This is a genomic window from Bifidobacterium sp. ESL0769 (assembly GCF_029395495.1).
Taxonomy (GTDB): Bacteria; Actinomycetota; Actinomycetes; order Actinomycetales; family Bifidobacteriaceae; genus Bifidobacterium.
In genome coordinates this window covers 748,523-773,612 of record NZ_CP113918.1, presented here as the reverse complement: position 1 = coordinate 773,612, position 25,090 = coordinate 748,523, and the positions used below count along the sequence as shown (strand labels likewise).

The window sequence follows — 25,090 nt, the reverse complement described above, 5'->3', positions numbered from 1 at the left end:
ATCTCTCGCATAAGCACAGGAACAAGAAACACTTTCGCTTTTCATTACGACTAATTGGGGACTTATCACTCTTTGACAGCAAAGAGATAACGGGGGCGGCCGGTGAGGTCATCGCCGGTACGCGCTGTGCGGAAACCATGGGTTCTGGCAAAATCCACCAGCAACTGGGCCTGCGAGATGTCGTGTTCCATCACCAACGCCCCGCCGCTGCGCAACAACTTCTCCGCACGCAGGATGATACGTTCCGGAGTATAGGTTCCATCCGCAGAACCGCCGTATAAAGCCATTTTCGGGTCATGGTCACGTACTTCAGGCTGCTCGGGAATCTCCGCAATCGGCACGTAAGGCGGGTTGGTAACCACCGCGTCGATCGTTCCGTTCAACCGCTGTAACGTCATGGCATTTGCAGCGTCGGCGTGGAAAAGATGGTAGTTGTAACCGGCCAGTGAATTGTCCTTGAACACCTTCTGCTCGTTGCGTTTCGTCCATTCAAGGGCCTCTTCGGAAAGTTCCACTGCCCAGACTTCGCTACCGGAGACTTCGGTGACGAGCGAGAGCCCGATGGCTCCGCTTCCGGCGCACAGATCGACCAGACGGCTCGGCTTGATGTTTTCGTGTGTCAGCCAATCGATGGCCGCCTGCACCACGGTTTCGGTTTCGGGGCGCGGAATGAAAACACCCGGACCGACCTCTAAATCCAGATAACGGAACGGGGCATGGCCGACGATATATTGCAGTGGCTCGCGTTGCTTGCGTCTGGCCACCATCACGGCAAAACGGCGAATCGCCGCGTCATCGGCATCGCTAAGCGTATCGGCATCATTATTTTCCGCAGTATTATCGGTGTTTACAGAAGAACCGTTCGCTTCTCTCATTTCCGAGCCCTGTCGCGAAACACCTTTGGAATCGTCACCATCGTTGATGCGATGGATATCGACACTATCGATCGTGTCGTCGTTTACGGTGCTATGCAGCGGCGTACCCAACAATACCGATTTCTCGACATCGCTGGGCGCAACCCCGAACGCCTCGGCAAGTAGCAATTTCGCATCGTTTCGTGGTGTCTCGATACCCGCGGATTTGAGCCATTCGGTCGCTTGCCGCAACATCTCGGATGTCGAAGAAACCACGTCTTCCGCCATTAACTACTCCCCTTGTTCGGTCAGTTTAGTTTCCAGCCAGCTCAGTCCGTTTTGGCGAGACGCGCGGCCTCGTCGGCCTGTATGTCGCTGTCGATGACGGCCTGGATGTCGCCGTCGAGCACCTGGTCGAGGTTGTAGGCTTTGTAATTGGTGCGGTGGTCGACAATGCGGTTTTCGGGGAAATTATACGTGCGGATACGTTCGGAACGATCGAGCGAACGTACCTGCGAATGGCGCATATCGGCCGCTTCTTCGGCTTCCTTTTCGTGTTTCATCGCCAGCAGTCGCGATTTCAAAACCCGCAGCGCCGCCGCACGGTTCTGAATCTGCGACTTCTCATCCTGCATGCTCACCACGATGCCGGTCGGGATATGAGTCATTCGCACCGCGGAATATGTGGTGTTGACCGACTGTCCGCCAGGACCCGAGCTCATGAAGATATCAATCTTGAGGTCTTTGGGGTCAATTTCGATTTCGTCGTCGTCCTCGTCAGCTTCCGGGAAGACGATGACGCCGGCCGCAGAGGTCTGGATGCGTCCTTGCGATTCGGTGACGGGAATGCGCTGCACGCGGTGCACGCCGCCCTCGTATTTGAGGCTGGCCCACACCCCGTCTTCGGGTGCCGGGTTACCTTTGGCACGGATGGCGACCTGCACGTCTTTGACACCGCCGAGCTCGGTGCTGTTCTCGCTTTGGATGGTGGTGGTCCAGCCACGTTTCTCGGCGTAGCGCGTGTACATACGCAGCAAATCGCCGGCAAAAAGCGCCGCCTCTTCCCCGCCGGTACCGGCTTTGATTTCCATGATTGTGTCACGCACGTCGTCAGGATCGCGTGGAATCAGTGCGCTGCGTAGCTTCTCTTCGGCAGGCGCCACCAGCGCCTCAAGCCGTTTGGCTTCCTCGGCAAAATCGGCATCCTCACCAGCCATTTCCTTGGCCGCTTCCGCGTCTTCCCTGGCATGCTGCCAGTCGCGATAGGCCTCGACGATGCTGCCGAGTTGGGCATGACGACGTCCCAGCTTGCGAATCGCCTTCGGGTCGGAGGCGACCTCGGGCTGGCTCATCTGCCGCTCGATGTCCTGATACTCCTCCAATGCGCTTTGCGCTGCCGGGAATTGCTCGTCTGCCATGCAAAAGTCCTTTTATAAAATATTTGAAATTATCAACGATACAAAAATACAGAAATTAGATATGAAAAACGCCAGCCCGGATTCGGGTCCGTAGACCCGAACCAGCGTGGCTGGCGAATGAAAAATGCTACTTGGTCTTCTTGCCGTAGCGCTTCTCGAAGCGGGCGACACGGCCGCCGGTATCGAGAATCTTCTGCTTGCCTGTGTAGAACGGATGGCAGTTCGCGCACACATCAACCGTCATGTGATCGCCCTTGGCGGTGCTGCGCGTGACGAAAGTATTGCCGCAAGAGCAGGTGACCTGCACTGGGTGATAATCGGGATGAATACCCTGCTTCATAATGTCTCCTAAGGAATTCAGGTGACCCGGGTCGCCTAACCCCAATGGCCAGACGTGAACCGGAACTTCGATATTCTATCAGCGAGCGTTGACCGGACCCCTCTCAATCCGCCGAAATGACCGGTATCTCAAGGGCAGCTTGAATCAACTGCACGCTCAAGCAATACAACAGGTCGCGATGCAGAATCATCCCGACTTCATCTTTCGGCTGATTAGCCTTACCTTTTCAGCACGACATAAGTTCAACCAAATGGCCGTCGAAATCTTTTGATACTTTGATGCTATCGACGACTAAGCAAAGGAGCCAGCAATGACCGATATGCTGTATTTTGAAACGCACGGCAAAACCCACACGGTGTATCTTCCCAGTCACGAACGTGCCTTGGAAATCGAAGCCGACATTATGGCCAATCCGTCCGATATATTCCCCATAGAAATCGTCTTTGGCAAAAAGACCTATACCATCTACATCAATCCCAAGGATTGGAGCTACTGGCAGTTCATGGAGATAAAAGGCGGAATCAAAGTCAAGACCGAGCCGAGTTTCTAAGGAGCGAGCACTGTCAAATCGGCGATGAGTGGGGCCTCAGGGGCTTGAACCGTGGACCGACGGGTTTTCCGTCGGTCCACGGTTCAAGCCCCTGCCCTTCCGGTCAGATTATAAAATACGACCTCGTCGATTAAACAGACTTGTGATGAAATATTGTCTATGCGATACAAAAACGAGAAGAAAGCACCTGAACAGGCACAGAAATTCATTGAAGAATATCTCGGCACGCTTCGCGCAGCTGGCAGACGCGAACAGAGCATTACGACACGACGCCATCAACTCGTAAGAATCTGCATAGCATTCAATCCACTCGAAGCGAACGAAGCCGACCTACTCAACTGGATGGGCGCACAAAGCTGGAAACCCGAGACCCGAAAAAGTTTCAGGGCAGGAATACGAGGATTCTTCGCCTGGCTCAAACACATGGGATACAGGCCCGACGACCCGGCTCTCAACCTTCCTGCAGTGCATTCGCCTCAAGGCAAAGCGAGGCCGTGCCCGGATCGGTATATCGCCGAAGCCATGCGCAAAGCAGATGACAACGAGGCCATCATGCTGCGTGCAGCCGCAGAATACGGATTACGACGAGGCGAGATAGCACGGTTGAGTTCCGACGACGTGATTGACGATCTGACCGGTAAAAGCCTCATAGTGCACGGCAAGGGCGGCAAGCAGCGGGTGATACCACTCGAAGACGATTTCGCCGATCTAATCCTGGACCACAACGGTTATGTGTTTCCCGGACGGTTCGGAGGCCATGTCGAAGAATCATACGTCGGTTCACGACTCACGAAACTTCTTCCCGACCATTGGAGCGGCCACACACTACGGCATAGGTTTGCCACGATGAGCTACCAGCGAACTCATGACATCCTGCTAGTCTCTCAGGCACTTGGCCATGCAAGCGTTGCAACGACGCAGCGTTATGTGGCCTTGCCGACCGATGCCTTAAGAGGCATGGTCGGCAAAGTGAGGCTAGAAGCCTAGCCTTGTTTTTTGTTGAGGCTGATGGGGTTGTAGACGACGCCGAGGCCGCCGGTGATGAGCCCGCCGACGGTGAGGAGGGCGTTGGCGGGGTCGTCCTTGAGGGCGATGACGGCGGCGATGCAGGTGAGCCCGAGGCCGATGAAGTAGCCTATGGTGCGCACCTTGTCGCTGATTTTTGGTTTCCATGTCGCCGGCGGCTCGGCGTGCTCGGGCTGGTAGGACGGCGGTGCCGGCTGCGGCTGGGTGTTTTCGTCGGGCATGTTATTTCACCTCCACGGTGGTCTTGATGCTTTCGATGGCGGTCTTGACGCCTTGGGTGACTGCCTGCTGCACCTCGTCGACGCCGAGGCCGTTCTTGTCGGCGATCTGCTGGACGACGCCGAGGACGGCGCGGAGCGCGTAGAGCGGGGTGTCTTCGATCTTGCCGTTGCCGACGCCGAACCATACCGCCGCGTTGACGGTGTCGAAGCCGCCGAACTTGTTATTGATGGCCTCGGCCTTGTGCTTGAGGTCTTGGAGCGCGTATTCCACGCTGACGTTCTGTCCGTCCCAGTCGATGGGGTCTGTTTTCACTGGCATGTCTGTTTCTCCTTGTGTGTTGGTTGTTTGTTGGCCCTGGTACCGCAGGTAGCAATTCCAGGGGAAGTCGTAGACGGGGCTGATGTTGGTCTCCTGGCCGGTCTGGTCGCCACCGGCCCCGTCGACGCCGCCGGTCTCGGATATGGAGGCCTGGGCGAGCATGCCGCCGCCGACGCAGACCGCGACGTGGTCGGCGTCGTTGAGCAGGATGTCGCCGGCCTGCGGGTTGCCGTCGACGGGCAGCCTGGCCCAGCCTCGCACGGTGAGCTCGGCGGAGAGGTTGCCGGTGTAGTAGGCGCCTCCCGTGTCGAAGCCGGCCTCCTTGAGGCAGTGGATGATCAGGCTCGAGCAGTCGGCGTTGCCGCCGTCCCGGAAGTCCTGGCGGTCGTTCTGGCTGTAGCCGAGGTCGGCGTCGCGGCACCAGTAGACCATGCGCTGGATGAACAGGTTGAGGTCTGGCATATGGTTTTCCTTTCTATTTGCGGTTAGTTGAAGTCGTGGTCGAAGAGCCCTTCGGGCGGTTCGGGGGGTGGCGGGCCCTTGCCATCGGAGATGTGACGGACGAGCTCGCGGTTGTAGGTCCAGAGCTGGTCGTTGTAGGCCATGGTGGCCATGAGCTGCTGCTGGGCCTCGAGGAGCAGCTGGCTGCTTTTCACATCGGTCTCGCGCCGGTTGGAGAGCATGTTCGCGATCGAGGTGATGACCCCGCCGAACACGACGCCGCCCGCGCCGACGATGGCGATGATGACGTTCTCGCTCATGACCTGCACACCCATGCGCCGGTGTAGTTGAAGAAATAATTGGTGTTGCCGGACCCCGACATGCTCATCGACCCGTCCATGGAGAGCCGGAGGCTGAAGGTCTGGGAGTTGTTGCCCGAGAACAGGATCGTCCCGGCCGTGGCGGGGACGAGGCCTTCGGGCAGTTTCTCCGACCCCGAGGCGTTCGTCAGGCCGGCGAACGTGGCTTTGACGTTTGCTTGCCCGGAGGCGATGGCGATGCAGCCTATTTTTGTCGCGTGCAGGGTGTTGAGCCAGGGCGCGGCGAACGCGTAGGGGGTGGGCGTCAGCCACTTGCTGGCGGGCATCATGTCCTCGAGCATCGCCGCGATCCATTTCTGGAAGGCGCCGTTTTTGGTGCCGAATCCGGTGATGGGCGAGGGCCACCATGCCCCGTTGACCCAGTGGTAGATGAACGACTCGTCGGCGGGCCTGGTGACGATGCCTGTGCGCCCGTCGACGCCCGTGACCTTGTTGAGCTCGGCGAGCGTGGTGCGCACCACCGGCATGAAGCCGCTGGTCGACACGATCTTGCTGTACGCGTCGGCCGCCTGCGCGGCCGCCTCGGTGGCGGCCTTGGACTGCCGGTTGACGAGGTCGGTGACCTCGGCCGGCAGCCGGTCGATGTTGTCGTCGATGCTCATGGCCATCGCCGCGAACTGCAAGGCCGCGTACTTGACCAGGTCGTTGTTCCCTGGGTATTTGATGTGGTGCCGTGGCGTGCTCGGCATCGCGTTCGGGTCGAAATCCGACATGATGTTCCTCCTTGGTTATTCTTTGAAATTTGTTATCTGGCCGAACTCGCCCCACGTGAAGGACAGGTCGGCCCATTTGAGGGTGATCGGCTGGAGCGCGGCCCACGTGGCCAGCGTGCTGGGAAGCATGGGCAAAGGCTGGAGTTCGAGTTCGTTGGTGAACACGGGCCTGCCGTGCCGCCATTTGAAGGTGAGGGTGCCGCCGATGCCGAGCCACGCGCCCGACGTGGCTGGCGTGCCGTCCTCGCTCAGCAGCGTGGTGTAGCGGTTGCGAACGAACGCCCACAATGTGGCCGAAGGTTGGAAGGTCTGCTCGTGCCCGTCGATGTCGATCTTCTCGGTCGACGCGGTGAGCTTCTCCGGCCGAAGGCGCATGGTGGCCGCCTGCAGCCACGCCGCCCACTGCCCGCGCTCCGCCTCGCTCGGCCGGTACGCGTTGCCGACCCAATTGCCCTCGGATTCGTCCGCGAGAATCGCGTCGGTCTCGAACGTGGCGCTCTTGATCGTCTCGGTCAGATTGCCGGGCAGGCCGCCGGTGACATCCGCCTCGGCATCGCCGAAACCGATCTTGCCGTCGGTCTTCTCCCACGTGGCCTTCTTGCCCTTGATCGCGATCTGGCTGACGGGGTCAGGCAGGCGCAGCGTGGCCGCGTCTATCCTCACCTTCTCGCCCACGATGACCTTGTCCTCGCGCCAGCCGTCAGAGACGGTGAGCGACCCGTCGGAGTGCAGGGTGATGCCGGCTGCGGCCCCCGCGTGCAGGATGTCGAGCGTGGTGCCGCCATGCCCGTGCCGCTCGTAGTAGACCGGCAGCTCCGGCGACCACGAGGCCATGGCGTAGAGCACCGTCGACAAATCGGGGAAACTCGACAGGTCATAGCTGGCCAAGCCGACCCCGAGCGACTTGAGCCAGCCGGCGGCCTGCTCGGAAAGCTGCGGCGAACCGAGTTCGCCGAGCCGGCGCTGTACTTCGTCCACACGCTGCTGTAGGCTGCCCACCCAATGCTGACCGGCCTGTTTCGGGTCGCTTGAAACGGGGCCCTGCCGTGTGGTGCGCGTCATGCGCACGAGCGTGGCGGTGGCGGTCAGGTCGAGCGTATAGGTGCCGTTGTCGTTCTGGGTTATCGAGCAGCCGGTCGATACGTTGCCCTCGAATATGCTCAGGGCCGTGGGGTCGGGTGCGGCGTATACGTCCGGCACGCTTTCCAAGTGCAGACTGGCCCAGGTTGTTTCATCCGGCTCCTCGGCCCAACGACGAATGATGTTCAGGTCGCGCCACAGGGGCATGCGGGAAAGCTGGACGAGCACCTTCGCGCCCGCCAGCCGCGTCGAGTTGCCGGCGAGCTTGCCGTCGCGGTCGACGATCTTGAACTTGAGGACGTTGGGGTCTGGCTGTTTGGCCACGTCGCTGGTGCCCCAGTCGATGGTGAACCCATCGAGGCTGACGTGAGAGCCCTCGTGGCCGGTCATGTTCTCCCAGCCGTTTCCACGGTCTATATATAGGAGTGGCTGTCTCATCGCTTGGCCCCCTCGAAGGCGTCGAGGGCCTTGCGGCACCGCTTGCCCAGTTCGTAGCCGTCGAGCACGGGGCCGTTGACGTTGATGGTGATGACCGTCGGCCGGCCGGCACCAATGGCGACGCCGGAATTGCCCAGGCTCGACGCCCCGAACTTCGGTATCTCGCGGGTGACGTTGCCGAGGTAGGGGCGAACCTTGCGCGTCCAGCCCCGGTCGAGGCCGTCGTAGAGGCTGCCCATGATCAGCTCGCCGTTGCCGGTCAAAAGCTTCGCGTCGTACGCGGGTGGGCCCTTGTGCTCCTTGATCCAGTCGCCGAGCCCGCCGACCCAGTTCTTCACATCCTCCCACTTGGATTTCAAGCCGTCCCACAGGCCGGAGATGATGCTGCTGCCCGCGTTCCACAACAGCGAGCCGGCGTTGCTGAAGAACCCGCCGATGGCACCGGGTATGCCCGCGAACCACGCCTTGACACTGTCCCACTTGGCCGTGGCCGCGTTGCCGGCGGCGACGAACGGTGAGCTGAGCCACGAGCCGATTCCCGCGAAGAACCCGCCAATCGCGCCGGGAAGGCCGGAGAAGAACGCCTGCACGCCCTGCCACTTGCCGGTGACCCAGTCGCCCGCCTGCCCGAACCACGCCTTCACGTTGGTGATGGTCGAACCGAGGAAACCAGTAAACGCGGCCCACTGCTGTTGGCCGGTCTGCGTCTGGGTGAAGAAGTACACGAGGCCGGCGGTGATGGCGGCGATGGCCATGACCACCAGCATGATCGGGTTGGCGTCCATCACCGCGTTGAACGCGGCCTGCACTCCGGTGGCGAGGCCGGTGACGGTGTTGTGTACGCTTATCGCGCCGTTCCATACCACATAGGCCGCGGCCGCTGCGCCGGCCATGACCGCTACGGTCTGCAGCACGCCGGCGTGCTGGCTGGCGAACTGGCCGAGTTCGCCCATGGCGTGGCCGGCCGTGGTGAGCGCATCGCGCAGCTTGTTCCATGGGTCGAGGTTCGGCATGCTGCCGGAGATGGCCGCTCCGGCCAGCCCGAACGCCGAAGTGAACGGTCTCACGACGTCGCTGACACCTTTGACGCTTGATTTGAGGCCATCGAGCACGGGGCCCGCGGAGTCCTTGAGTGCTTGGAAAGCCTGGCCACCCTGCGTCTTGACCCAATCGACCGCTGAGCCGAGTCTGCCTTCGAGGTCGCCCGCAAGCCCCTGCACCTTGCCGGAAAGCCCCGGCAGGCCGTCGGCGAGGTTCGATACCCAATCGGCCAGCCCGGCCATGAAACCGGTCACCTCGGGCTTGACCAGGTCGAGGAACCCGGCGCCGAGCTTGACCACGCTGGCCTCGAGGTTCCCGCTGGCGTTGCTCATCTGGCTGGTGTCGTTCGCGGCCTTCTTCGCCGCGTCCGACATGCCCAACTGCATGAGTGCCTGGTTGAACTCGTCGGCGCTGATTTCGCCTTTGGCCATCGCATCACGGAAGTTGCCGGTGTAGGCGCCGTTGGCCTTCATGGCCTCCTGCAGGCGGCCGGACGCGCCCGGTATCGCGTCGCTGAGCTGGTTCCAGTTTTCGGTTGTCAGCTTGCCGGCGGCGGCCGTCTGGGTGAGCACGAGGCCCACGCTGCGGTACGCGTCGGCCCCGCCGCCGGCCACGGCGGTGAGGTTGCCGGCCGCCTCGGCCAGTTCCGCGTAGCCCTGCACGCCGTTCGAGGCGAGCTGGGCGGTGGTGTTGCGGATGTCAGAAAGGCTGAAAACCGTTTGGTCAGCGTATTTCTGGGTGCTTTTGGTCAGGCTCTTGATTTTCGAGTCGTCGACGCCGGCGAAGCTCAACGTGTTCGCAAAGCTTTGCGCGGAGTCCGATGTCGCCACCATCTCACCCGAGAGGTTCTTGACGTAGTCGATGGCGTGCGAGGTCATGCCCTGTACGGCCCCGGAGACGATGCCGCTGACCGCGCCGAACTTCGCCGCCAGGGCGCTGGCGGAGCTGCCGGCACCGCTCATGGCCTTGGAGGCTCCCGACGAGTCGCCGATGATCCTCACTGCGAGTATCGCGCTCTTAGCCATGCTTCGCCTCCTCCATCATTTCCTGTTCCTCCTGGAGCAGGCTTATCGCCGTGCCCCAGTCCCGTTCGTCCGGCTCGGTTTCACGCCTCCACGCCCACGGGGTGCCGCCGAACCGGGCGGCCAATATCACACTGCGTTCGGATACGCTGCCGGCAGGCCAGATTGCAAAGGGACCGCAACCGGCTCCGGGCTCATAGGCTGAGGACCCGGGTCAGGTGTGGCCGTCGATGCCGGGCTTGCCGGCGTGTCAGCTTCGGCGTTGACGTTGATGCTTTCGACGTGCTGCGCCCACGTCTCGAAGGTCTGGCCCGCCTCGGTCTTGCCGTTGCGGCGCAGGGTCGCGTAGGTCGCGTAGGCGCCGCTCGCGATGGGCGAGTCCTGGTAGCCGTTGGCCATGCAGTATTTCTCGGCCTGTATGGAGTCGAAAAGGGTCGGCTCGCAGTCGTCGGTGTGGCCGTCGGTGTAGGTGATGCGGAACATGGTTCATTCTCCTTGTACTTGTTCGATGATTTTCTTGATTTCCTGCTCATAGAGCTCGGTCCATTCCGGCTCCGTGGATTTCGCGGCGTCGGTCAGGAACGTGTGTGGTTTGATGTGGTGGCCGGGCCAGCCCCAGTGGATGGGGCCGGCGTAGGGCACCGATTTGCGGCCGGCGCGGATGACGCCGGCCTTCTGCGTGGCACCGGAGCGTATCGAATTCTCGAGCCGGTGGCTTCTGACTGGCACCCCGCCTTTGGCCACCGGCACCACCACGTCGGCGGCCTTGCGGTTGACGTCCTTGAGGTCCTTCGCGTCGGCGCCGGCCTTGCGCAGGGTGCGGGCCAGCTGGCTCGCGCCCTTGATCTCAATCAGTGACCGTTTGGCCATCGGGCTGCGGGGTTTCCGGGCTGTGCTGGAGACGCTTGACGTTGGTGGCGGTGAAGCTCACGTCCTGGTCGTTCTTCTTCTTCACGTCACCGCCGACCGCGACCGGGGCGATCAGCACGTCGCCCTCGAAGGCAAGCTCGCCGGCGTTATTTGGGATGAACTTGAAATGCTTGGTCTTGCCGGCGTTGTCGAAGCACCACGCCTGCAGGCCGTCCGCGCTGAAATCCTCCTTGATGGTGGTTTCCAGCGTCCAGGTCGTGTTCTGCTCGCCCGCCTCGTCGTGCCCGTCGAGGAACGTCTGCGTATCATCCACGTCGGTCTTCGGGGTGAGCGTCGCCTTCGTGCAGTCCGCGTCGAACTTATGCGCGTCTGCCTGCTCGCCGATGATGAGCTGGCCGGGGCCCAGCGTTCTGATTTTCGCCATTTTGTTGTTTCCTTTCCTAAAGGTCGAGGCCGCCGAAGGTGACCTCGTAGCCGCCGAGCGTGCCGGCTGATTTGAGGTCGAAAGTGATCGGCTTGGCCTGGTTGATGTTGATGTTGGCCGCAAACCATTCATCGAGCACGGCCATGATGTCGTCGAAAGCCTTGTCCTGGGTGGTAGGGGTCGCGGATATGATGCACGCGACCCACGGGATATCGAACGAGTCCCAGTTGTTCGAGGTGATTTCGGGCGGTTCGATGTACACGGAGGTTTTGCCCGGCTTGACTTCGTTGGCCTTGTGGGTGACCAGGTCGACATGCTCGGTGTCGAGCATTTTTTCGAGTTTGGCGAGCTGTTCGGTGATGCTCATGCGATCCCCATTCCGGCCGGCACCCCCACGGCTCGCAGTTTCGGCCTTGCGGTGCGCAGGGGGTCGGAGCTGACGTGGAACGGCTCGATGCCGGCGTCGTTGTCGAGGCCGACGAGCCCGTTGCGTGCGTCCTTGGATTGCCAGAGGTCGAGCGCCACGCTGACGATGCAATCGTCCATGACCGCCGGCGGCACGTCGTAGCCCTTGGTGACGGGTTTGAGGTATTCGACGGCCTGGCGGATGCGTTTCAGCAAAGCCGGCCGGTCGCCGGCGTCATGCTCGTTCGCCTGGCTGGCGAGCTCATCGACGAGCGGCTTCTCGTTCTTGGTCTCCTCATCGTTCATGCCTGCTCTTCGCTTTCTTCAGCAGGTTCGGAACTGTGGGACTGCGTGCTGCCGGAGTCGGCGAACTTGATGGGCAGCAGCCCGTCAGGGAAGGTGGTGCCGTGCGCGGCGTAGCCGTAGACCGAATAGTCTCGGGTGAGGTTGAGAATGTTGTCCTGCTGAAGCCGGAACGGCGCGTTGGGCGACTCCCACATGGTCACGGCGGTGTGGTCGAGGAAGCATGCGGTGCCAGGCGTGGCGTTGGGCATGAGCTGGACGGGGAGATGAAGCAGGTCGCCGGTGATGCCCTTGATGTCGATGGTGCCGAGCTGGTTGACGCCCGATCCCGAGACGTTCATGAACCGGTCGCCGTTGTCGGTAAGGCACGCGATGGCTTTGAACACGTCGGAGCTGACGCCGAGATATTCAAGGCTGGCGTTGCGCTCGTCGAACTCCTCGCTGGCATCCACGAACATGCCAATCCAGTCATTCGGCTTCACGCCGGCCAAGCCCTTGTTGATGGTGAGCATATCGCCGGCATCGACATCCTTGATGGCACCGTAAAGCGCATCGCGCGACCCCTGCTCGCTGTTCTTCGCATAGCTGTTGACCAGCGCGGTCATGAGAAAGCTCAGGTAGTCGGTTGTGCTGCGTTCGATGGTTTGGCGGGAAATGGAGGTGTAGCCGCCGTAGGTGAGCACCTTGGCGCTCTTGTCGCCCAGGGTGATTTTGCCGTAGGGCAGCTTCTCGCCTTCCTTGGTCTGTTCGCCGGTCTTTGTGGTGTCGCTGGTGAGCACGTTGTAGTCCAACTTCATGCCCTCGGACGGCAGGGCCTTGTGGTCGATGAGGTTGGTGATGCGGCGCTTGATGGTGAGGATACGCACAAGGCCGGCGACCCATACGGCCTGGCTGTCGGTGTCGTCGTTGATGGGATTGCCGTCGTCGCCCGTACCGACGCCGATGGTGGCGCCGTTCCAGTCGCGTTTCTGCATGCGGCCGTAGAGGTCGGCGGCGCGTTCGTCTCCGGTGGCCAGCGCCTTCAGGAACTCGCCGGAGCTTCTGAATTCGCTGCCGAACACGGCCGGCTTGCTCTTGGACGGCATGGCCTGCAGCTTGCGCAGCGTCTCGTCCTGCGCGTCGAGACGGCCGAGAATTTTTTCGAATTGCTCGTTAGTGGGCATTTCCTGCTCTCTTTCCTTGGTTGGTTGTGGGTTTTCTTCTTTGGATTGTTCTTCCGATCGGTGGTCGGTGAGTTTCGCGTCCTGGTAGGCCGGCCAGCTCACGAGGCTGGTCTCCATGAGGCGGACCTTCTTGCGGTGGGTGATGCCGTCGCGGTCCTTTTCCGATTCCTCGGGGACGAAGCCGACCGAGAGGCTGTCGAGCGCGCCCTCGTCGAGCAGCGCGACCACGTCGCGGCCGGTCTCGGTGTCGGCGATGCGCGCCTGGATGTGCAGGCCGTCGTCCCGGCTTTCGGCGTTGGTGATGGTGCCGATCAGCTCGCCGTGCTGGTAGCAGAGCTTCGCCTCGTCGAGCCCGTCGAACACGCAGTCGGGGTCGAACGTCTCGGGGCCCGAGTCCCATGTGTCGATGGTGCGGTTGAACGGGACGGCGAGCCCTTCGACGGTGCGCCCGTCGCCTTCCTCCGCCTTGCGCAGGCGGACGCCTTTCAATCCGATTTCACGCTTCTGCATCGCTGCTCTCCTTTGGTTGTGGTTGCGGGGTTATCTTCGCGAGTTCCTCGTCGCTCAATGGCGGACGGCCTGCGTCGGCGCGGGCCTCGTTGACGGTCATCAGCCCGATGCCGATGGCGAGCTGGTAGATCTCATAGCGGGTCTTGGTGTCGCTGCGGCGCATGTTGTCCCAACGGAAGTCGATTTCGTTGTTCCTGGGCACGAGCTCGCTGAACGCGTCCTCGATGGGCTGCACGTAGGCTGCCAGGGTGAAGTCGCTGAAGCTTATCCATTCCTCCTCGGTGTTGCGGTAGGTGAGGCTGGAGCCCTCGACCTTGTTCATCATGAGCGACTGGGGCACGCCGAACAGCCTGGCGATCTGGGTGGTGTCGAACTGCTGCGTCTCCAGATACTGCATGTCGGCCGGGTTGAGCATGAGCTGCTCGTAGCTCAGCCCCTTGCCGAGCACCTTCACGCCCTCGGGGTTCTTCTCGAACCGCTTCTTGTACAGGTCGGCTTCCTCGTCGGAGTCGATGGGCTGGTCGCTGGTCAGGATGCCGGTGGGATGGTCGCCTTGCTCGAACCATTTCGCCTTCGCGTCCCTGGCCTCCTGCGCTCCGCGTAGCTCTTCTCTTGATGCTTCGATGGGGCCGCGACCGCGAGGAAGACCGGGGATGCTCACGAATTTCAGGTGAAGCATGTCGTCGCTGGTGTATTCGTGACCCATGTAGGCGTAATAGTGAATCGGGTTGGCGGGGTCGCCGTCCGTTGAAAGTACGCTTACCAAGGCCGGGGGCAGTACGGTGAGGTTGACCACGTCGCCGTCGACGCCGGTCGATTTCAGCCAGAATGCGTTGCCGTTCAATGCCAGGCTCGCGACGGTCTCCTTGATGAACTCGCGCCGTGATTTGAACACGTCGGGTTTGGATATGATGGCCGCCTGGTCTATCTCGAACCCGCCACGAAGCTGCACCACGGGCAGGTCGGCCACGGACGTTTCGAGGATCTGCACCGCGCGGAACACGGTGCTCATCGAAAGCGGGTCACGCATGGCCCGTTCACGGGTCGGAGGTGTCGACAGCGGGGACTCGTCCGAGGCATCGGTTTTCGCCTCGTCCTTTTCCACGTCCGCGCGCTGGAGAAGTCCCAGCGTGCCCGCTATCCGTGTCTTGAAGCTCATGGCTCCACAGACTGCCATTCTGAAGGCGTGAACCCCAAAAATTATCGGCAATAGCGGCATTAACGGAAATAACGGCAATAACGGAAGTCAGAACACCTGGGGCGGGATGGGCCGGGGCATGTGTTTGAGCCCCCAATAGGCGATGGTCGCGGCCTCCACCGTCGGGGCTCCGCCGTCCTTGCGGTTCCACAGCCACGCGTCGCCGGAAAGCCGTTTCGTGGCCGACTCCACCTCTCGGTCGAGGTCGGGGTCGGAGGCGTGCGCCACGGCGCCCTGCTCCAAGGCGCTCACGAACGCCTGGGGCGCGGTGATGAAATCGCCCGACTTCGTCTCGAGCAGGTCGAAGAGCGGCCGGTTCCACTTCCCGGTCTTGTTGGCCAGCACATCATGCAAAGCCGAGCTCGGACCACGATGGTCGATGATGATCGGAGCGGAATACTTCGCCTGCAGCTCCTCCAGCCGTTCCGGCGCGCGTCCCGTGCCGGGCAGAACCTCGACGATCTGCACCACCGGTCCGCCGCCGGTCTCGAACGCGGCCGCGATGGCGGTTCTCGTCGCTCCCATGTCCACCGCGACGCCGAAGCACACGCGGCCCTTGAACCCCGAAGGGTCGAGTGGCTTGGTCGCGGTATTCTCCCAGAGTTCGGCGCTGATGGCGCGGTCGGGAACGCCGGTGTCGCGCACGTTGCCGAACGCTCGCGCCCAGCCGGCCGTGTCGTCGTTGTACTGGTCGCGGAAGTCCTGGAGCTGGTCGAAATCGAACAGCCAGCCCGCGCCGGGGTGATGCTCCCAGATGTTGTCGAGGTCCTCGGGGTCGCTGCCGGCCGGGATGCCGAAATCGAAGAACGCGGTGCGCCGGTCGATGTGTCCCGGGATGCCGTCGTGTCCGCGCAGGTTGTCGAGCAGGTCGTTGAGGAACTCGCTGTGCTGGTCGCCCTCGGTCGAGGTGTACCATATCTGCGGCCGCACGCCGGTGCGTTTGAACCTGGTCGCGGTGGTCGGCAGGAACCCGTCTTTCAGGGTCTTGGCGTCCAGGGCGCTGAGGCTCCAGCACTCGTCGACGTTGATGAGGTCGCCCTGCACTCCATGGCCTGCGGTGTTTGTCGAAGGGCCGGGGCGGATGATGCTACCGTTGTGGAACTTGAGCATCATGCTGCCGTTGCTCATCCTCGGCTCGTAGGCCAGCTTTTTCAGCCTGGACTTCTTGAAATCCTCGGTCAGCTCGCGGAACGCGTCGCCGGCGTCCTTGCCCGTCTGCGCCAAGTACCATATCCGGCGGCGCGGCCCCCACTGGCTGTTGCGCAGGTCGTAGGTCTTGGTGATGGTCGTCTTGCCCGCCTGGCGTTGCACCGTCAGCACGAGCGTGTCATAGAAGTAGGTGCCGGTCTCCGGGTCTATCTCGCTGATGACGTCGATGACCTGCCGTTGCCAGGGGATGAGCGGCATGCCCAGAAGCTTCGCGTAGCGGGCGACGATCGGCCCGTCGGTCTCCCGGCCGGGGTTGCGCGGCGTCGCGTATCTCGGCCTCAGCTCCGGTGTCGGTTTTTTCATGCCTTTGAGTCCTCCACCAGCGAGGCCAGCTCGTCGTCGCCGTCGTCGCTGTCCCCGTAGAGCTCCTTGAGCTGTTCGATGTAGCCGAGCAGCGAAGTCATGTTCCTGGAGATCTCCCGGCCCTTCATGTTCTGGACGTCCACGTTCTGCGCGAGCGTGAGCATCGAGGCATAGATGAAATCGGCCATCGGGCTTTCGTCCCGGCCGTCCTTGAACTCGTCGATGAACTCCTGGGTGGCTTTTTCGAGGCGTCCGGTTATCCTGCCGGCGTCCTCGAGCCCCTGTAGTGTCGCCATGATTTGGCCCCAATCGTAAAATGGTGTATATTTCCTGATTGAGACTTGTTTTCGTCCGAAAATAGGGGTTGCGTCCCTGTTTTCGGGCTTTTTTTATTTTGAAGTGGGGAACCGAAAATGGTGGGCGCGGGGCATCGGAGGCCTCGCCTTTCTTAAAAAACGGTTCACCATTCCGGCCGAGCCGAACGTTCCGGCGGCGAAACAGCAGCGATGAGTCCGAGGTCGGCGAGTTGCGTCCGCCTGGCCCTGAGCTTCTCGTCTATGCCTTGCTGGTCGAGTCCGAGCCTGTACCACTGCCTGATGCCAGCCTCCGCGTAGGGTCTTGGCCGCTCGCTCTGCCTGCGCTCCACCACGCTCTTGCCGGGGTCGCACACCTTGATGTCGTAGTTGAGCTGTATCCACTCGTTGAGCAGTTGCGGCGAGCGAGGCGTGGCCGGCACGGTCTTGACCAGCCACACATCGACCGGCTCGGCAATCCTCACCGCGTGCCGGTACGCGCCGTACCACGCCGAGCTGGCCATCTTCCGCACATCTTTGTCCTGGACGTGCTCGGTGTCCCGGTGCGTGCCGGCGAGCATGGCCGTGGCCATATCGTCCATGTCGAGCACGATGTCGCCCGGCTTGGCGTGCGCCCTGACCCAACTGCTCTTGCCGCCCTGCGGCGGGCCGATGACCGCGTGGATCGTCGCGCCCCAGCCGCTCAGCGTCCTGTCGCCGCGAAGCGAGTTGCATGGCCTGCACGCCCTGCGCAGGTTCGCCGGCACCGTCAGCCCGCCGGCGTTGTCCGGCGTGATGTGGTCGGTTGTGTTGCTTGCTGTAATGCAACAATGGAACCCGAGCCAGCAGTCGTTGCCATGCTGGGATATGACCACGGCCGCCATCTCGGGCGGTACGCGCTGGCGATGCTTACGAGTGCTCATTGAGCCACGCCTCCACGCTCCTCGGCTTGTAACGAACCGTGCGCGGCCCATACTGGATGAACTCGGGGCCGTCGTCGTTCTGACGCCAATAGCTCAGCAGGCGCTCCGATACGTTCAGCAGCTTGGCGACCTCTTTCGGTTTCAGCAGCCTCATTCGTCCTCCTCGAATTTCACGTCACTCATCTCGTGCAGCACGGCCTCGCACGCATAGTTCAGCGCGTTCCTGCGATCGGTTCGGTCGTCAATTGCGTGGCCGAGCCTGGCGTGCCAGTTGTCCCACTGGTCGCGGGTCACGTACGCCAGCGGCACGCTCGTGGTCAGCGCGCCCGTCGTGTCGGTGTCCTCGAGTTCGATGATCACCCGTCGTTTCATTCCCTTGCCTCCTTAGAAGAGCGTCCTGGCGACCTGGTCGGCCTGCTGCAGAGTTTTCGGTCTCGGCGTTTTCTTCAATACTTCGATTTTCCTGTTGCACCATTCGCGGAACTTACGGGTGTCTACACACCAGTCGGCACCGGTGCAGTAGACGTCGAGCCCGTAGCGTTTCAGGTCGCGCAGCTCCCACACGTTCGACAGTCCCAACGTCGGGTTCGCCTGGAACGAGGTCAGCTCGGTGCTGCCGACCCTGCCGGCGACCTTGTCGAGCTCGTTGGCGAGGTACTGCAGCGTCTGCGCCTTGTCCCACGGGTCGCCCCACGGGCTCAAGGCCTCCATCACGGTCGGTTTCACTTTCTTCATCAGTCCACCAGCCAATCCCACCGGTCCACGTACCTGGCCAGCACCTTCATCAGCGGCTTCACGCGCCAGACCTGTTCGTGGTGCCTGCGGAAGTCGTGCCTGGGCATGTGCTTTTCGGCTATGAGGGTCTGCAGCTCGCGGTCGAGCAGTCCCGAATGACGGGTGAGGTCGGTCTTGGTGACATCGTCGCGCCCGCAGCGTTCCAGCCAGGCGAACAGTTGCCTCGCCTGCTGCTTCAAGCGTTCCCGGTAGCTGAGTTCGTAATACCCCATCGCGGTTCCTTTCGTTTTTCTGTCCCTTTCGGGTGGTGAGGGGTTAGAGGGTCAAGACCTATTCAGGCCGGCCAGCACGCGGCCGGCGGTCTGAAATCAGGTCTTGCATTGGCTTTTCGGTATGGAGCCGGGCCGTCGATACACAAGAGCGCTCACGCGCCGGGAATGGTCCCAACGGACGGCCCACCACAAGTGGCAAAGCCGCCAGATTCCGCCTTAATCGGCACCGTCCGTCGGTCTGGAGCAGAATTTCGTCCCTCGAATGGCGCGACTGCCACGCGCCCGCCATTCCGGGTGCTCAATCCCGGCTAAGCCGTCTCGGGGTATGGCCTACGCCCCTCACAGACATTCAGATATGAAACAATCCTGAAACTAATGAGGATGCCGGGCAGCCTCGTGCCGGTCGAACATGGCCAGTGCGTCGCGCAACTGCCGCTGGAACCGCCTCGCGTCGTCCGGGCCCAGCAGAAGCCTCGTCTGCAGGTCGCCCGAGTCCACACGCACATCGAAATACGGAGCACACGCCGACGAATAGATCACCTGGGTTTTCGCGCTCATGGCCTAGCCTCCCTCAATGCCTGGTTGACGGCCCTGCGGATGACCTGCAGATCGCCCTTCGTCAGACCGTCGACCGATACGTTCTCGCCGCCGGCGCGCATGTCGATGCGGAACCAGAACGGGTTGCCCGGCGTCTCGAGCCCCCTTGTTCTCTTGACCTGAAAATCACCGCTGCCGTTATCGAAAACCGCCATCACTCACCCCTATCCGCCAAAAACATCGCACCGCATAACAGCGTGATGCCCAGCAACCGCCAGAACCCCATCACCAGCGCGATAACCGCCACCGGCAACAGGCACATGCACACCACTATTTTGCAAACCGTCCTCATCGCCGGCCTCCCGAAGTAAGCGCCTTCCCGCGCGGTAGACTGGTAATCGCCAGAAAACCCAGCAGCCAACGAAGGAAGGCAAGAACATGGAAATTTGGAATAAAGTCATCCAATGGTGGAGCGAAAACTCGAGCTGGGCTCCTGGTGCCGCTACAGCGGTGATTGCTTTCCTGGCGCTCCTTTTTGGTGAAGGCGTGCTGAGGAAACATCATGATGCCCGAGATTCCGAACTTCCGCAAACCGTTGACCCCAATCCCACTAGTAGCGCGATACCGCAAGAACAACAGCCGCCGCTTCAAGTCAAAGAAGAGAAGCCGGAGCCTAAAGCAGATTGGAAAATCAGCATCGATGAGCCGGGTAAACGGTTTGTACTGGTTAACATCGGTAGCAAGACTGCACATAATGTGATTGTGCTGGCGACCGCAGAAGAATATAACAAGAAATGGCCGATAGATCGCAGCAATATACCTACGGTTCTTATGAACTATTCCGAGAATCTTGACGACAGTGATTTTTTCGATGGCAAACTGCCCAAGCTTCGCGAAGGAACCCCGTTCTTCGACGGTCATTGGGAAGGCGATGACAATCCGGCCGATTACCACATGACCTTTGAGGTGCTGTGGGACGGAGGCGATAAAACCATGGACGTGTTGGTCAACTGACATCGTTCACCGGCCCTGCGAAACGCCCCTTGAGTTCGGCGTCCAGATCATCACGAAGACGCCGGGCACTGCGGCCATCAAGACGCAGCGTCGCCATATGACCGGCACCATGCTTCGGGAAGAACTCGAGAAAATAGCTGTCAGGAAGCCAGCGCAGGTGGCTGAGATGGCAGCGGGCGAACGGCACCGATTCGGGTTTCATCATCGGTCTACGACTCTCGTAGGCTTTCAGAAGCCGTTTGATACTCGACGATTTCATTGCGCCACCTCCATTGGTTCACGGCCGAGAAGATAATCCGTACTTACATGGAACAAATCGGCTATTTTTTCGATATCGTCCAGTGTGAAGTTCGTTCGGCCTTTCATTTTCTGGCTGATTAAAGAAGGTGTAACGCCAAGAAGGTGAGCAAGACTAGTTCGAGATAGCTTTGTTTCCTGAAGCAGACCCTCTAGCCTAACTGATACATCCTTGTAATTACATCTATGTTCTTTAGCCATGCTAAAGATAATAGCGCGATTTGTGATGAGTGCAACTTATGGGTGTGTTTTTCTCAAAGAAAAGTGTTTAGTGATGCTACAATATTAAGCATGGCTACACAAACTATCGAGAAACCAACGACCAAAATGAGTCTTGGCCAAATTATTAGCGTAAATATGAAAATCGCTCTTGCTTTGAAGGATGAGAGCCAAGCTGCTTTAGCTAGAAGTATGGGTGTAACCGGTGGGGTTATTTCTCAAAAAATGAAGGGTCGCACCGCTTGGACAATTCCAGATATGGAAAAAGCCGGCGAATTCCTTGGAATTCAACCGGCCAGATTCCTTGAGCCGAACGGATTTCTTGCCGCTGGCGTTGAGTGGGGCCTCAGGGGCTTGAACCCTGGACCGACGGATTATGAGTCCGCTGCTCTAACCGACTGAGCTAAAGCCCCACGTTGGCAAAACCAACTTCTCTACTTTATCAAACGCTCTGACCAGCGACACCACACGGAAACGGCAGGTTTTATTTCCTGCTTTTCACCGCACGACCGGAAGCGAAACGATCCAGCGCACCGGTTTTGGCGATGGCAAGGTAAAGGAACCAGCTCATCACGCCGGCGATGAGTATGCCGCCGATGATTTCGCAGGTCATGTGGGTCAGGCCACGCGGGCTGACCAGCGCAACACCCTGCAGTCGCGTAAACAGAACGTAAAAGCCATATTCCACTGCGGTCAGCGCCCCCGAGGCAATGCTCAGGCCGAGATTGAACTTGCGGTAACGGAAAATAGCAAACGGCACTTCGGCGAACAATCCTTGCAAAGCCGCGGAAAGGAAGACGAAGGTGAACGAATATTGGTTGCCGAACAGCGTCTCCGTCAGACTGCCGATGATATTGACGTAAATCGCGGCACCCGGTTTGCGGATGATCAGCAATGCCAGGGGCCCGGAGAAGTACCAGAACGCATGAAACAGGCTGGTGACGCCGGGAAGAACGGCACGAAGCAACGGGGCGATCCACGCGTAGGCGAAATTGAATCCCCAGAAGACGACGCCGCAGGCCACGCCGAGCGCCGCACCGATGGCGATATCCGCGGCGCGCCAGCGCAGACGAGAAACTCTGGCGACTTTGACGACCGGCGTTTTCAAAGACGAACCCGAACGGCGGTTTTGCCCCGTTACCCCACTCTGGCCTTTGGAATCGGCTTCTTGGGCAACCGATGAAGACTGGTCGGTTGATGTTCGTTCAGGTTTCTGGGCAGGTTCGGCCACGGTAGTTCCTTGCATTCAAACTGTGCACAGCGTTTTGATTACAGCGCCCCTTGACCTGCACAGTTCGGGCGGAGACGCCAACCGCCACTCTATCAGCACCGGCTTTCTTGGCACACCTTTACGCTATCGACGCTGGTTATGGCCTACGCCAAATCGTTGGTGCCGTTACGAAATCCTTGGAAAATCAAGCTTCCGGGCATACGAACGCATGAGCCATAAATACGATGGAACGAACGACAATATTATCAGGAATTGATAAACGCCAGCGGATTGTCTATGAACCTGCGCAACCCTACTTCCGCGGCACCAAGAAGCGCCGGTCGGGTATTGACGTCAGGCAACAGCACCCGCGGTTGAACTTCCGGATAACTCAATATCTGCAGCTCGAGCTCATGGCTGAGCCTGCGGGTCAGCGACTTGCCGAACCGGTCCCAAAGCCCGCCCAAAACGACGGTATCGATATCAAGGATATTGATCGCCGAGGCAAGTACGGACGTCAACGCCCTTACCGCCCGGTCCACCGCAGCCATGGTACGGTCGTCGTGCCCCTTGTACTTGGCGAGCAGTTCATCCACCGCTTCCATCCGCGTGGAAACCCCGGGGTCGGCGACGCCGGAAGCCTCCACCAGCGCCTTGCGCCCGGCGTACATTTCCAGGCATCCGCAACGCCCGCAGGTGCACTGCGGTCCGTCCAACGCCACTGAGACATGGCCGAGCTCACCGGCGAATCCGGAGTCGCCGCGGTCGACCTGCCCGTGGCGCACCACGGCACCGCCGATGCCAATATCCGTGGAGATATAAATGAACGAGTCGGTCGGACGAATCACGCTTTTGCCGTTACGAGGGGTGGCATAGCCTGGTATCTGGGCCAAAGCAGCCAGATTCGCCTCATTGTCGGCGAGCGCATCGAGCCTTTTAACCACATTGAACCGCGAAAGTTCCAGCTTTTTCCAGCCAAGGTTTTTGGCCGACAACAGCACCATATCGTCGGTGACAAGCCCAGGAAGCGCCAGAACCGTGCCGACGACGCGTAAGCATTTTTCGTTGGATACTCGTTCGCCAACGCTGACCAGTTCGTCAAGCTGCGCGAACACCTCATCAGGGTCGCTCGATTCCATGGATTGACTCACCCAACGCTCGGAAACGACGGTTCCGTCAAGCGCCAGTATGATGTAGCCGTACCCATCGGTATTGATTTGCAACCCTATCGAGCAAAAGCGATTCCCAGATATATTCAGTGGCGTACTTGGTCTGCCGTAGGTCGTGCCTCCGGAAACCGGCTTTCCTTCCTCCATTGCGTTTGAGGAGACGAGCATGGGCACCAGAAGCGACATCGTGGCTTTCGTCAATCCCGTGGCCTTCGCGAGCTTGGCGCGGCTCATGGGTTTGGCTGATTGGAGCAATGTGGTGAGGACCACCGATAGATTGTGATTGCGCAAATCGTCCTGATTGATACTTCTCAGCGCCATAATCGCCCCTTTTCAAAGATACGTTCACTGTATCAGCCGGTGCAAATACCGGGCTCAACGACAAAACACATGGTACCATTGAAATAATCTATTGATTTAACTAATATAGATAATGGATTGCAAGTAGACTGATTTCAGACGAGGCAGTCTAGGCACGTAGCAGTGTCCGGCGTATTTCGAAAGGCAGGAATAATGACGGAGGAACAATCAGACGGTGCTTCCGCTCACACGACGTTGGTAGCGGGAATCGACACTTCGACACAATCAACCAAGGTACGCGTGACCAATGCCGAGACAGGCAAGCTTGTACGATTCGGCCAGGCGAAGCACCCCGACGGCACCAGCGTCGATCCCGAATACTGGTGGCAGGCGTTCTGCCAGGCTGCCAAGCAGGCCGGTGGTCTTGATGACGTTTCGGCGTTGGCCGTCGGCGGACAGCAGCATGGTATGGTGCTGCTCGACAAGCGCGGAAGAGTGATTCGCGACGCTCTGCTTTGGAACGACACGCGCTCGGCTCCGCAGGCAGAAGACCTTATCAAACGGCTTGGTACGCCGGAGCGCATTTCTGAGGACGAACCGGAAGACGTCATGGCGCGCGGTAGACAGCGCTGGGTGAAGGCTGTGGGTTCCTCTCCCGTGGCTTCATATACATTAACGAAAATCGCTTGGGTGGCCGAAAACGAGCCCGAGAATGCCGCGAGAATCGCGGCGGTCTGTCTGCCGCACGATTGGCTGAGCTGGCGCATCGCCGGCTTCGGTCCGGTTGAGGAGGGCGAGGACGCGCATCTGGACGCTTTGTTCACCGACCGTTCCGACGCCTCGGGCACCAGTTATTTCGATTCCGCCAACAACATCTATCGTTACGACCTGATCGACATGGTTCTTGGGCGGCACGACATCATTCTTCCCAAGGTACTGGGGCCGCGCGAATCCGCACCGGTCAAGGCCTCCCCCGCCGTCGCAGGCTCGGCTATCGACGGCGGCTGCATCATCGGGCCCGGCGGCGGCGACAATGCTATGGCATCTCTTGGCTTGGGCATGTCGGTGGGCGACGTCAGCGTTTCGCTAGGCACTTCCGGCGTAGCCGCAGCCATTGCGGAAAATCCGGTACAAGACCTGAGTGGCGCCGTTTCGGGCTTTGCCGACTGCACCGGGCACTATCTGCCGCTGGCCTGCACTATCAACGGCTCGCGCATCATGGATGCCGGTTGTGCTGCTCTCGGCGTGGATTACGACGAACTCGGCCGGCTTGCCCTTGCCGCCGAACCCGGAGCAGGTGGCCTGACTTTGGTCCCCTATTTCGACGGCGAGCGCACACCAAACCGGCCGGACGCCAATGCGGTGCTCAGCAGCATGACATTGGCCAACACCACCAAACAGAACTTCGCCCGCGCGTTCATCGAAAGCCTGCTCTGCTCGCAACGCGATTGCTTGGAAATCATCAAGAGCCTAGGCGGCAGCGTCAACCGTATCCTTCTGATCGGCGGCGGCGCGAAGTCCGAAGCCGTACGCACCCTGGCTCCCGCGATTTTCGGCATGCCCGTCACCCGTCCGGCCACCGATGAATACGTCGCCATCGGCGCAGCCCGTCAGGCCGCATGGGTATTAAGCAAAGAGCCTGAACCCCCGCAATGGAACCTCAACATCGACGGCACCGAAACCGCCGAGCCGACCCCCGAAGTCTATGAGGCCTATGTAAAGGCCCGCGGATAGTCAGATCCGATTACCGAAATGAATATGGGCAGTGTGCAAAGAATAAGTTTTACCCTTTGCACACTGCCTTTTACCACTTCAAAAACGAAATACTATAAACAAGCACAAAAGAAGAAGCCGATTCCGTATCAATAACGAAACCGGCTTCTTGAGTCGATT

General features: G+C 60.4%; 34 protein-coding genes, 1 tRNA gene and 1 pseudogene. 5 read left to right on the top strand and 31 right to left on the bottom strand.

What is annotated here, in order from left to right; translation table 11 throughout:
- Positions 1-65: 65 nt before the first annotated feature.
- From prmC to rpmE, 3 genes are all read right to left on the bottom strand, one after another.
- Positions 66-1,142 (bottom strand): peptide chain release factor N(5)-glutamine methyltransferase, encoded by a 1,077-nt coding sequence (prmC, locus tag OZX72_RS03085; protein WP_277158950.1) that lies wholly within the window; start codon positions 1,140-1,142, stop codon positions 66-68.
- Between the two features lie 41 nt (positions 1,143-1,183).
- Entirely contained in the window at positions 1,184-2,272 is a 1,089-nt protein-coding gene (prfA, locus tag OZX72_RS03080; protein ID WP_277158949.1) for a peptide chain release factor 1, read from the bottom strand.
- A gap of 127 nt (positions 2,273-2,399) precedes the next feature.
- The gene (gene rpmE / locus OZX72_RS03075) at positions 2,400-2,612 is read right to left on the bottom strand and encodes a 50S ribosomal protein L31 (protein WP_277144110.1); all 213 of its coding nucleotides are present in this window, start codon (positions 2,610-2,612) and stop codon (positions 2,400-2,402) included.
- Between the two features lie 310 nt (positions 2,613-2,922).
- Between rpmE and OZX72_RS03070 the strand changes: the two genes are divergently transcribed.
- Together OZX72_RS03070 and OZX72_RS03065 are read left to right on the top strand one after the other, a co-directional pair.
- Positions 2,923-3,162, top strand: a complete 240-nt coding sequence (locus OZX72_RS03070; RefSeq protein ID WP_277158948.1) for a hypothetical protein — start codon at positions 2,923-2,925, stop codon at positions 3,160-3,162.
- Positions 3,163-3,321: 159 nt separating this feature from the next.
- Positions 3,322-4,149, top strand: a complete 828-nt coding sequence (locus tag OZX72_RS03065) for a tyrosine-type recombinase/integrase (RefSeq protein WP_277158947.1) — start codon at positions 3,322-3,324, stop codon at positions 4,147-4,149.
- Here OZX72_RS03065 and OZX72_RS03060 read toward each other — a convergent pair.
- A complete protein-coding gene (locus tag OZX72_RS03060; RefSeq protein ID WP_277158946.1) occupies positions 4,146-4,409 on the bottom strand; it encodes a hypothetical protein in 264 nt (87 codons plus the stop codon). The two genes, OZX72_RS03065 and OZX72_RS03060, sit on opposite strands and share 4 nt — an antisense overlap.
- Before the next feature lies 1 nt (position 4,410).
- The gene (locus OZX72_RS03055) at positions 4,411-4,728 is read right to left on the bottom strand and encodes a hypothetical protein (RefSeq protein WP_277158945.1); all 318 of its coding nucleotides are present in this window, start codon (positions 4,726-4,728) and stop codon (positions 4,411-4,413) included.
- A 27-nt stretch (positions 4,729-4,755) separates the two neighbouring features.
- Here OZX72_RS03055 and OZX72_RS03050 point away from each other — a divergent pair, with 27 nt between their 5' ends.
- Entirely contained in the window at positions 4,756-5,217 is a 462-nt protein-coding gene (locus tag OZX72_RS03050) for a hypothetical protein (RefSeq protein WP_277158944.1), read from the top strand.
- On the opposite strand, the gene OZX72_RS03045 is transcribed toward OZX72_RS03050, so the two are convergent.
- The 21 genes and pseudogenes from OZX72_RS03045 to OZX72_RS02945 form a co-directional block, all read right to left on the bottom strand.
- A complete protein-coding gene (locus tag OZX72_RS03045) occupies positions 5,214-5,489 on the bottom strand; it encodes a hypothetical protein (protein ID WP_277158943.1) in 276 nt (91 codons plus the stop codon). The genes OZX72_RS03050 and OZX72_RS03045 overlap by 4 nt on opposite strands.
- Entirely contained in the window at positions 5,486-6,262 is a 777-nt protein-coding gene (locus tag OZX72_RS03040) for a hypothetical protein (protein WP_277158942.1), read from the bottom strand. The genes OZX72_RS03045 and OZX72_RS03040 overlap by 4 nt, the downstream gene beginning before the upstream one ends.
- A 15-nt stretch (positions 6,263-6,277) precedes the next feature.
- The gene (locus tag OZX72_RS03035; protein WP_277158941.1) at positions 6,278-7,732 is read right to left on the bottom strand and encodes a hypothetical protein; all 1,455 of its coding nucleotides are present in this window, start codon (positions 7,730-7,732) and stop codon (positions 6,278-6,280) included.
- A gap of 44 nt (positions 7,733-7,776) precedes the next feature.
- Positions 7,777-9,846, bottom strand: a complete 2,070-nt coding sequence (locus OZX72_RS03030) for a tape measure protein (RefSeq protein ID WP_277158940.1) — start codon at positions 9,844-9,846, stop codon at positions 7,777-7,779.
- A gap of 126 nt (positions 9,847-9,972) precedes the next feature.
- Positions 9,973-10,326, bottom strand: a complete 354-nt coding sequence (locus OZX72_RS03025; RefSeq protein ID WP_277158939.1) for a hypothetical protein — start codon at positions 10,324-10,326, stop codon at positions 9,973-9,975.
- Positions 10,327-10,329: 3 nt separating this feature from the next.
- On the bottom strand, positions 10,330-10,713 hold the full coding sequence (locus OZX72_RS03020) for an HK97 gp10 family phage protein (protein ID WP_277158938.1): 384 nt from the start codon (positions 10,711-10,713) through the stop codon (positions 10,330-10,332).
- Positions 10,691-11,137 carry a hypothetical protein gene (locus tag OZX72_RS03015; RefSeq protein WP_277158937.1) on the bottom strand — a complete coding sequence of 149 codons (447 nt, stop codon included), beginning with the start codon at positions 11,135-11,137 and terminating at the stop codon, positions 10,691-10,693. Before OZX72_RS03015 ends, OZX72_RS03020 begins: the two co-directional genes overlap by 23 nt.
- A 16-nt stretch (positions 11,138-11,153) precedes the next feature.
- Positions 11,154-11,504, bottom strand: coding sequence for a hypothetical protein (locus OZX72_RS03010; protein ID WP_277158936.1), 351 nt, complete (start codon positions 11,502-11,504; stop codon positions 11,154-11,156).
- Positions 11,501-11,848: a hypothetical protein gene (locus OZX72_RS03005; protein WP_277158935.1), complete on the bottom strand. Its 348-nt coding sequence runs from the start codon at positions 11,846-11,848 to the stop codon at positions 11,501-11,503. Before OZX72_RS03005 ends, OZX72_RS03010 begins: the two co-directional genes overlap by 4 nt.
- Positions 11,845-13,518 carry an HK97 family phage prohead protease gene (locus tag OZX72_RS03000; RefSeq protein ID WP_277158934.1) on the bottom strand — a complete coding sequence of 558 codons (1,674 nt, stop codon included), beginning with the start codon at positions 13,516-13,518 and terminating at the stop codon, positions 11,845-11,847. The genes OZX72_RS03005 and OZX72_RS03000 overlap by 4 nt, the downstream gene beginning before the upstream one ends.
- On the bottom strand, positions 13,505-14,677 hold the full coding sequence (locus tag OZX72_RS02995) for a phage portal protein (RefSeq protein ID WP_277158933.1): 1,173 nt from the start codon (positions 14,675-14,677) through the stop codon (positions 13,505-13,507). Before OZX72_RS02995 ends, OZX72_RS03000 begins: the two co-directional genes overlap by 14 nt.
- An 87-nt stretch (positions 14,678-14,764) precedes the next feature.
- Positions 14,765-16,228 carry a hypothetical protein gene (locus OZX72_RS02990; protein WP_277158932.1) on the bottom strand — a complete coding sequence of 488 codons (1,464 nt, stop codon included), beginning with the start codon at positions 16,226-16,228 and terminating at the stop codon, positions 14,765-14,767.
- On the bottom strand, positions 16,225-16,524 hold the full coding sequence (locus OZX72_RS02985; protein WP_277158931.1) for a hypothetical protein: 300 nt from the start codon (positions 16,522-16,524) through the stop codon (positions 16,225-16,227). The genes OZX72_RS02990 and OZX72_RS02985 overlap by 4 nt, the downstream gene beginning before the upstream one ends.
- Positions 16,525-16,688: 164 nt before the next feature.
- Positions 16,689-17,006, bottom strand: coding sequence for a hypothetical protein (locus tag OZX72_RS02980; protein WP_277159437.1), 318 nt, complete (start codon positions 17,004-17,006; stop codon positions 16,689-16,691).
- Positions 17,007-17,288: 282 nt separating this feature from the next.
- Positions 17,289-17,405, bottom strand: a pseudogene (locus OZX72_RS02975) (HNH endonuclease); the annotation flags it as partial.
- 25 nt (positions 17,406-17,430) lie between these two features.
- Positions 17,431-17,598 carry a helix-turn-helix domain-containing protein gene (locus OZX72_RS02970; protein ID WP_277158930.1) on the bottom strand — a complete coding sequence of 56 codons (168 nt, stop codon included), beginning with the start codon at positions 17,596-17,598 and terminating at the stop codon, positions 17,431-17,433.
- The gene (locus OZX72_RS02965) at positions 17,595-17,816 is read right to left on the bottom strand and encodes a hypothetical protein (protein ID WP_277158929.1); all 222 of its coding nucleotides are present in this window, start codon (positions 17,814-17,816) and stop codon (positions 17,595-17,597) included. Before OZX72_RS02965 ends, OZX72_RS02970 begins: the two co-directional genes overlap by 4 nt.
- 12 nt (positions 17,817-17,828) lie before the next feature.
- Complete coding sequence (locus OZX72_RS02960; RefSeq protein ID WP_277158928.1) at positions 17,829-18,179, bottom strand: hypothetical protein; 351 nt, start codon at positions 18,177-18,179, stop codon at positions 17,829-17,831.
- Positions 18,179-18,451 (bottom strand): hypothetical protein, encoded by a 273-nt coding sequence (locus OZX72_RS02955; RefSeq protein WP_277158927.1) that lies wholly within the window; start codon positions 18,449-18,451, stop codon positions 18,179-18,181. The genes OZX72_RS02960 and OZX72_RS02955 overlap by 1 nt, the downstream gene beginning before the upstream one ends.
- A gap of 372 nt (positions 18,452-18,823) precedes the next feature.
- Positions 18,824-19,009 (bottom strand): hypothetical protein, encoded by a 186-nt coding sequence (locus tag OZX72_RS02950; protein ID WP_277158926.1) that lies wholly within the window; start codon positions 19,007-19,009, stop codon positions 18,824-18,826.
- A complete protein-coding gene (locus OZX72_RS02945) occupies positions 19,006-19,203 on the bottom strand; it encodes a hypothetical protein (RefSeq protein WP_277158925.1) in 198 nt (65 codons plus the stop codon). Before OZX72_RS02945 ends, OZX72_RS02950 begins: the two co-directional genes overlap by 4 nt.
- 223 nt (positions 19,204-19,426) lie before the next feature.
- On the opposite strand from OZX72_RS02945, the gene OZX72_RS02940 reads away from it, so the two are divergent.
- Entirely contained in the window at positions 19,427-20,002 is a 576-nt protein-coding gene (locus OZX72_RS02940) for a hypothetical protein (RefSeq protein ID WP_277158924.1), read from the top strand.
- On the opposite strand, the gene OZX72_RS02935 is transcribed toward OZX72_RS02940, so the two are convergent.
- The 5 genes from OZX72_RS02935 to OZX72_RS02915 all read right to left on the bottom strand — a co-directional run bounded on the left by OZX72_RS02935 (position 19,995) and on the right by OZX72_RS02915 (position 23,221).
- Positions 19,995-20,261, bottom strand: coding sequence for a hypothetical protein (locus tag OZX72_RS02935; RefSeq protein ID WP_277158923.1), 267 nt, complete (start codon positions 20,259-20,261; stop codon positions 19,995-19,997). The genes OZX72_RS02940 and OZX72_RS02935 overlap by 8 nt on opposite strands.
- Complete coding sequence (locus OZX72_RS02930; RefSeq protein WP_277158922.1) at positions 20,258-20,500, bottom strand: helix-turn-helix transcriptional regulator; 243 nt, start codon at positions 20,498-20,500, stop codon at positions 20,258-20,260. Before OZX72_RS02930 ends, OZX72_RS02935 begins: the two co-directional genes overlap by 4 nt.
- A gap of 357 nt (positions 20,501-20,857) precedes the next feature.
- Positions 20,858-20,931: transfer RNA gene (locus OZX72_RS02925), tRNA-Ile, on the bottom strand.
- 71 nt (positions 20,932-21,002) lie between these two features.
- On the bottom strand, positions 21,003-21,764 hold the full coding sequence (locus OZX72_RS02920; protein WP_277158921.1) for an ECF transporter S component: 762 nt from the start codon (positions 21,762-21,764) through the stop codon (positions 21,003-21,005).
- A 230-nt stretch (positions 21,765-21,994) separates the two neighbouring features.
- Positions 21,995-23,221 carry an ROK family protein gene (locus OZX72_RS02915; protein ID WP_277159344.1) on the bottom strand — a complete coding sequence of 409 codons (1,227 nt, stop codon included), beginning with the start codon at positions 23,219-23,221 and terminating at the stop codon, positions 21,995-21,997.
- Between the two features lie 189 nt (positions 23,222-23,410).
- Between OZX72_RS02915 and OZX72_RS02910 the strand changes: the two genes are divergently transcribed.
- Positions 23,411-24,931, top strand: a complete 1,521-nt coding sequence (locus OZX72_RS02910) for an FGGY family carbohydrate kinase (protein WP_277158920.1) — start codon at positions 23,411-23,413, stop codon at positions 24,929-24,931.
- Positions 24,932-25,090 lie beyond the last annotated feature (159 nt).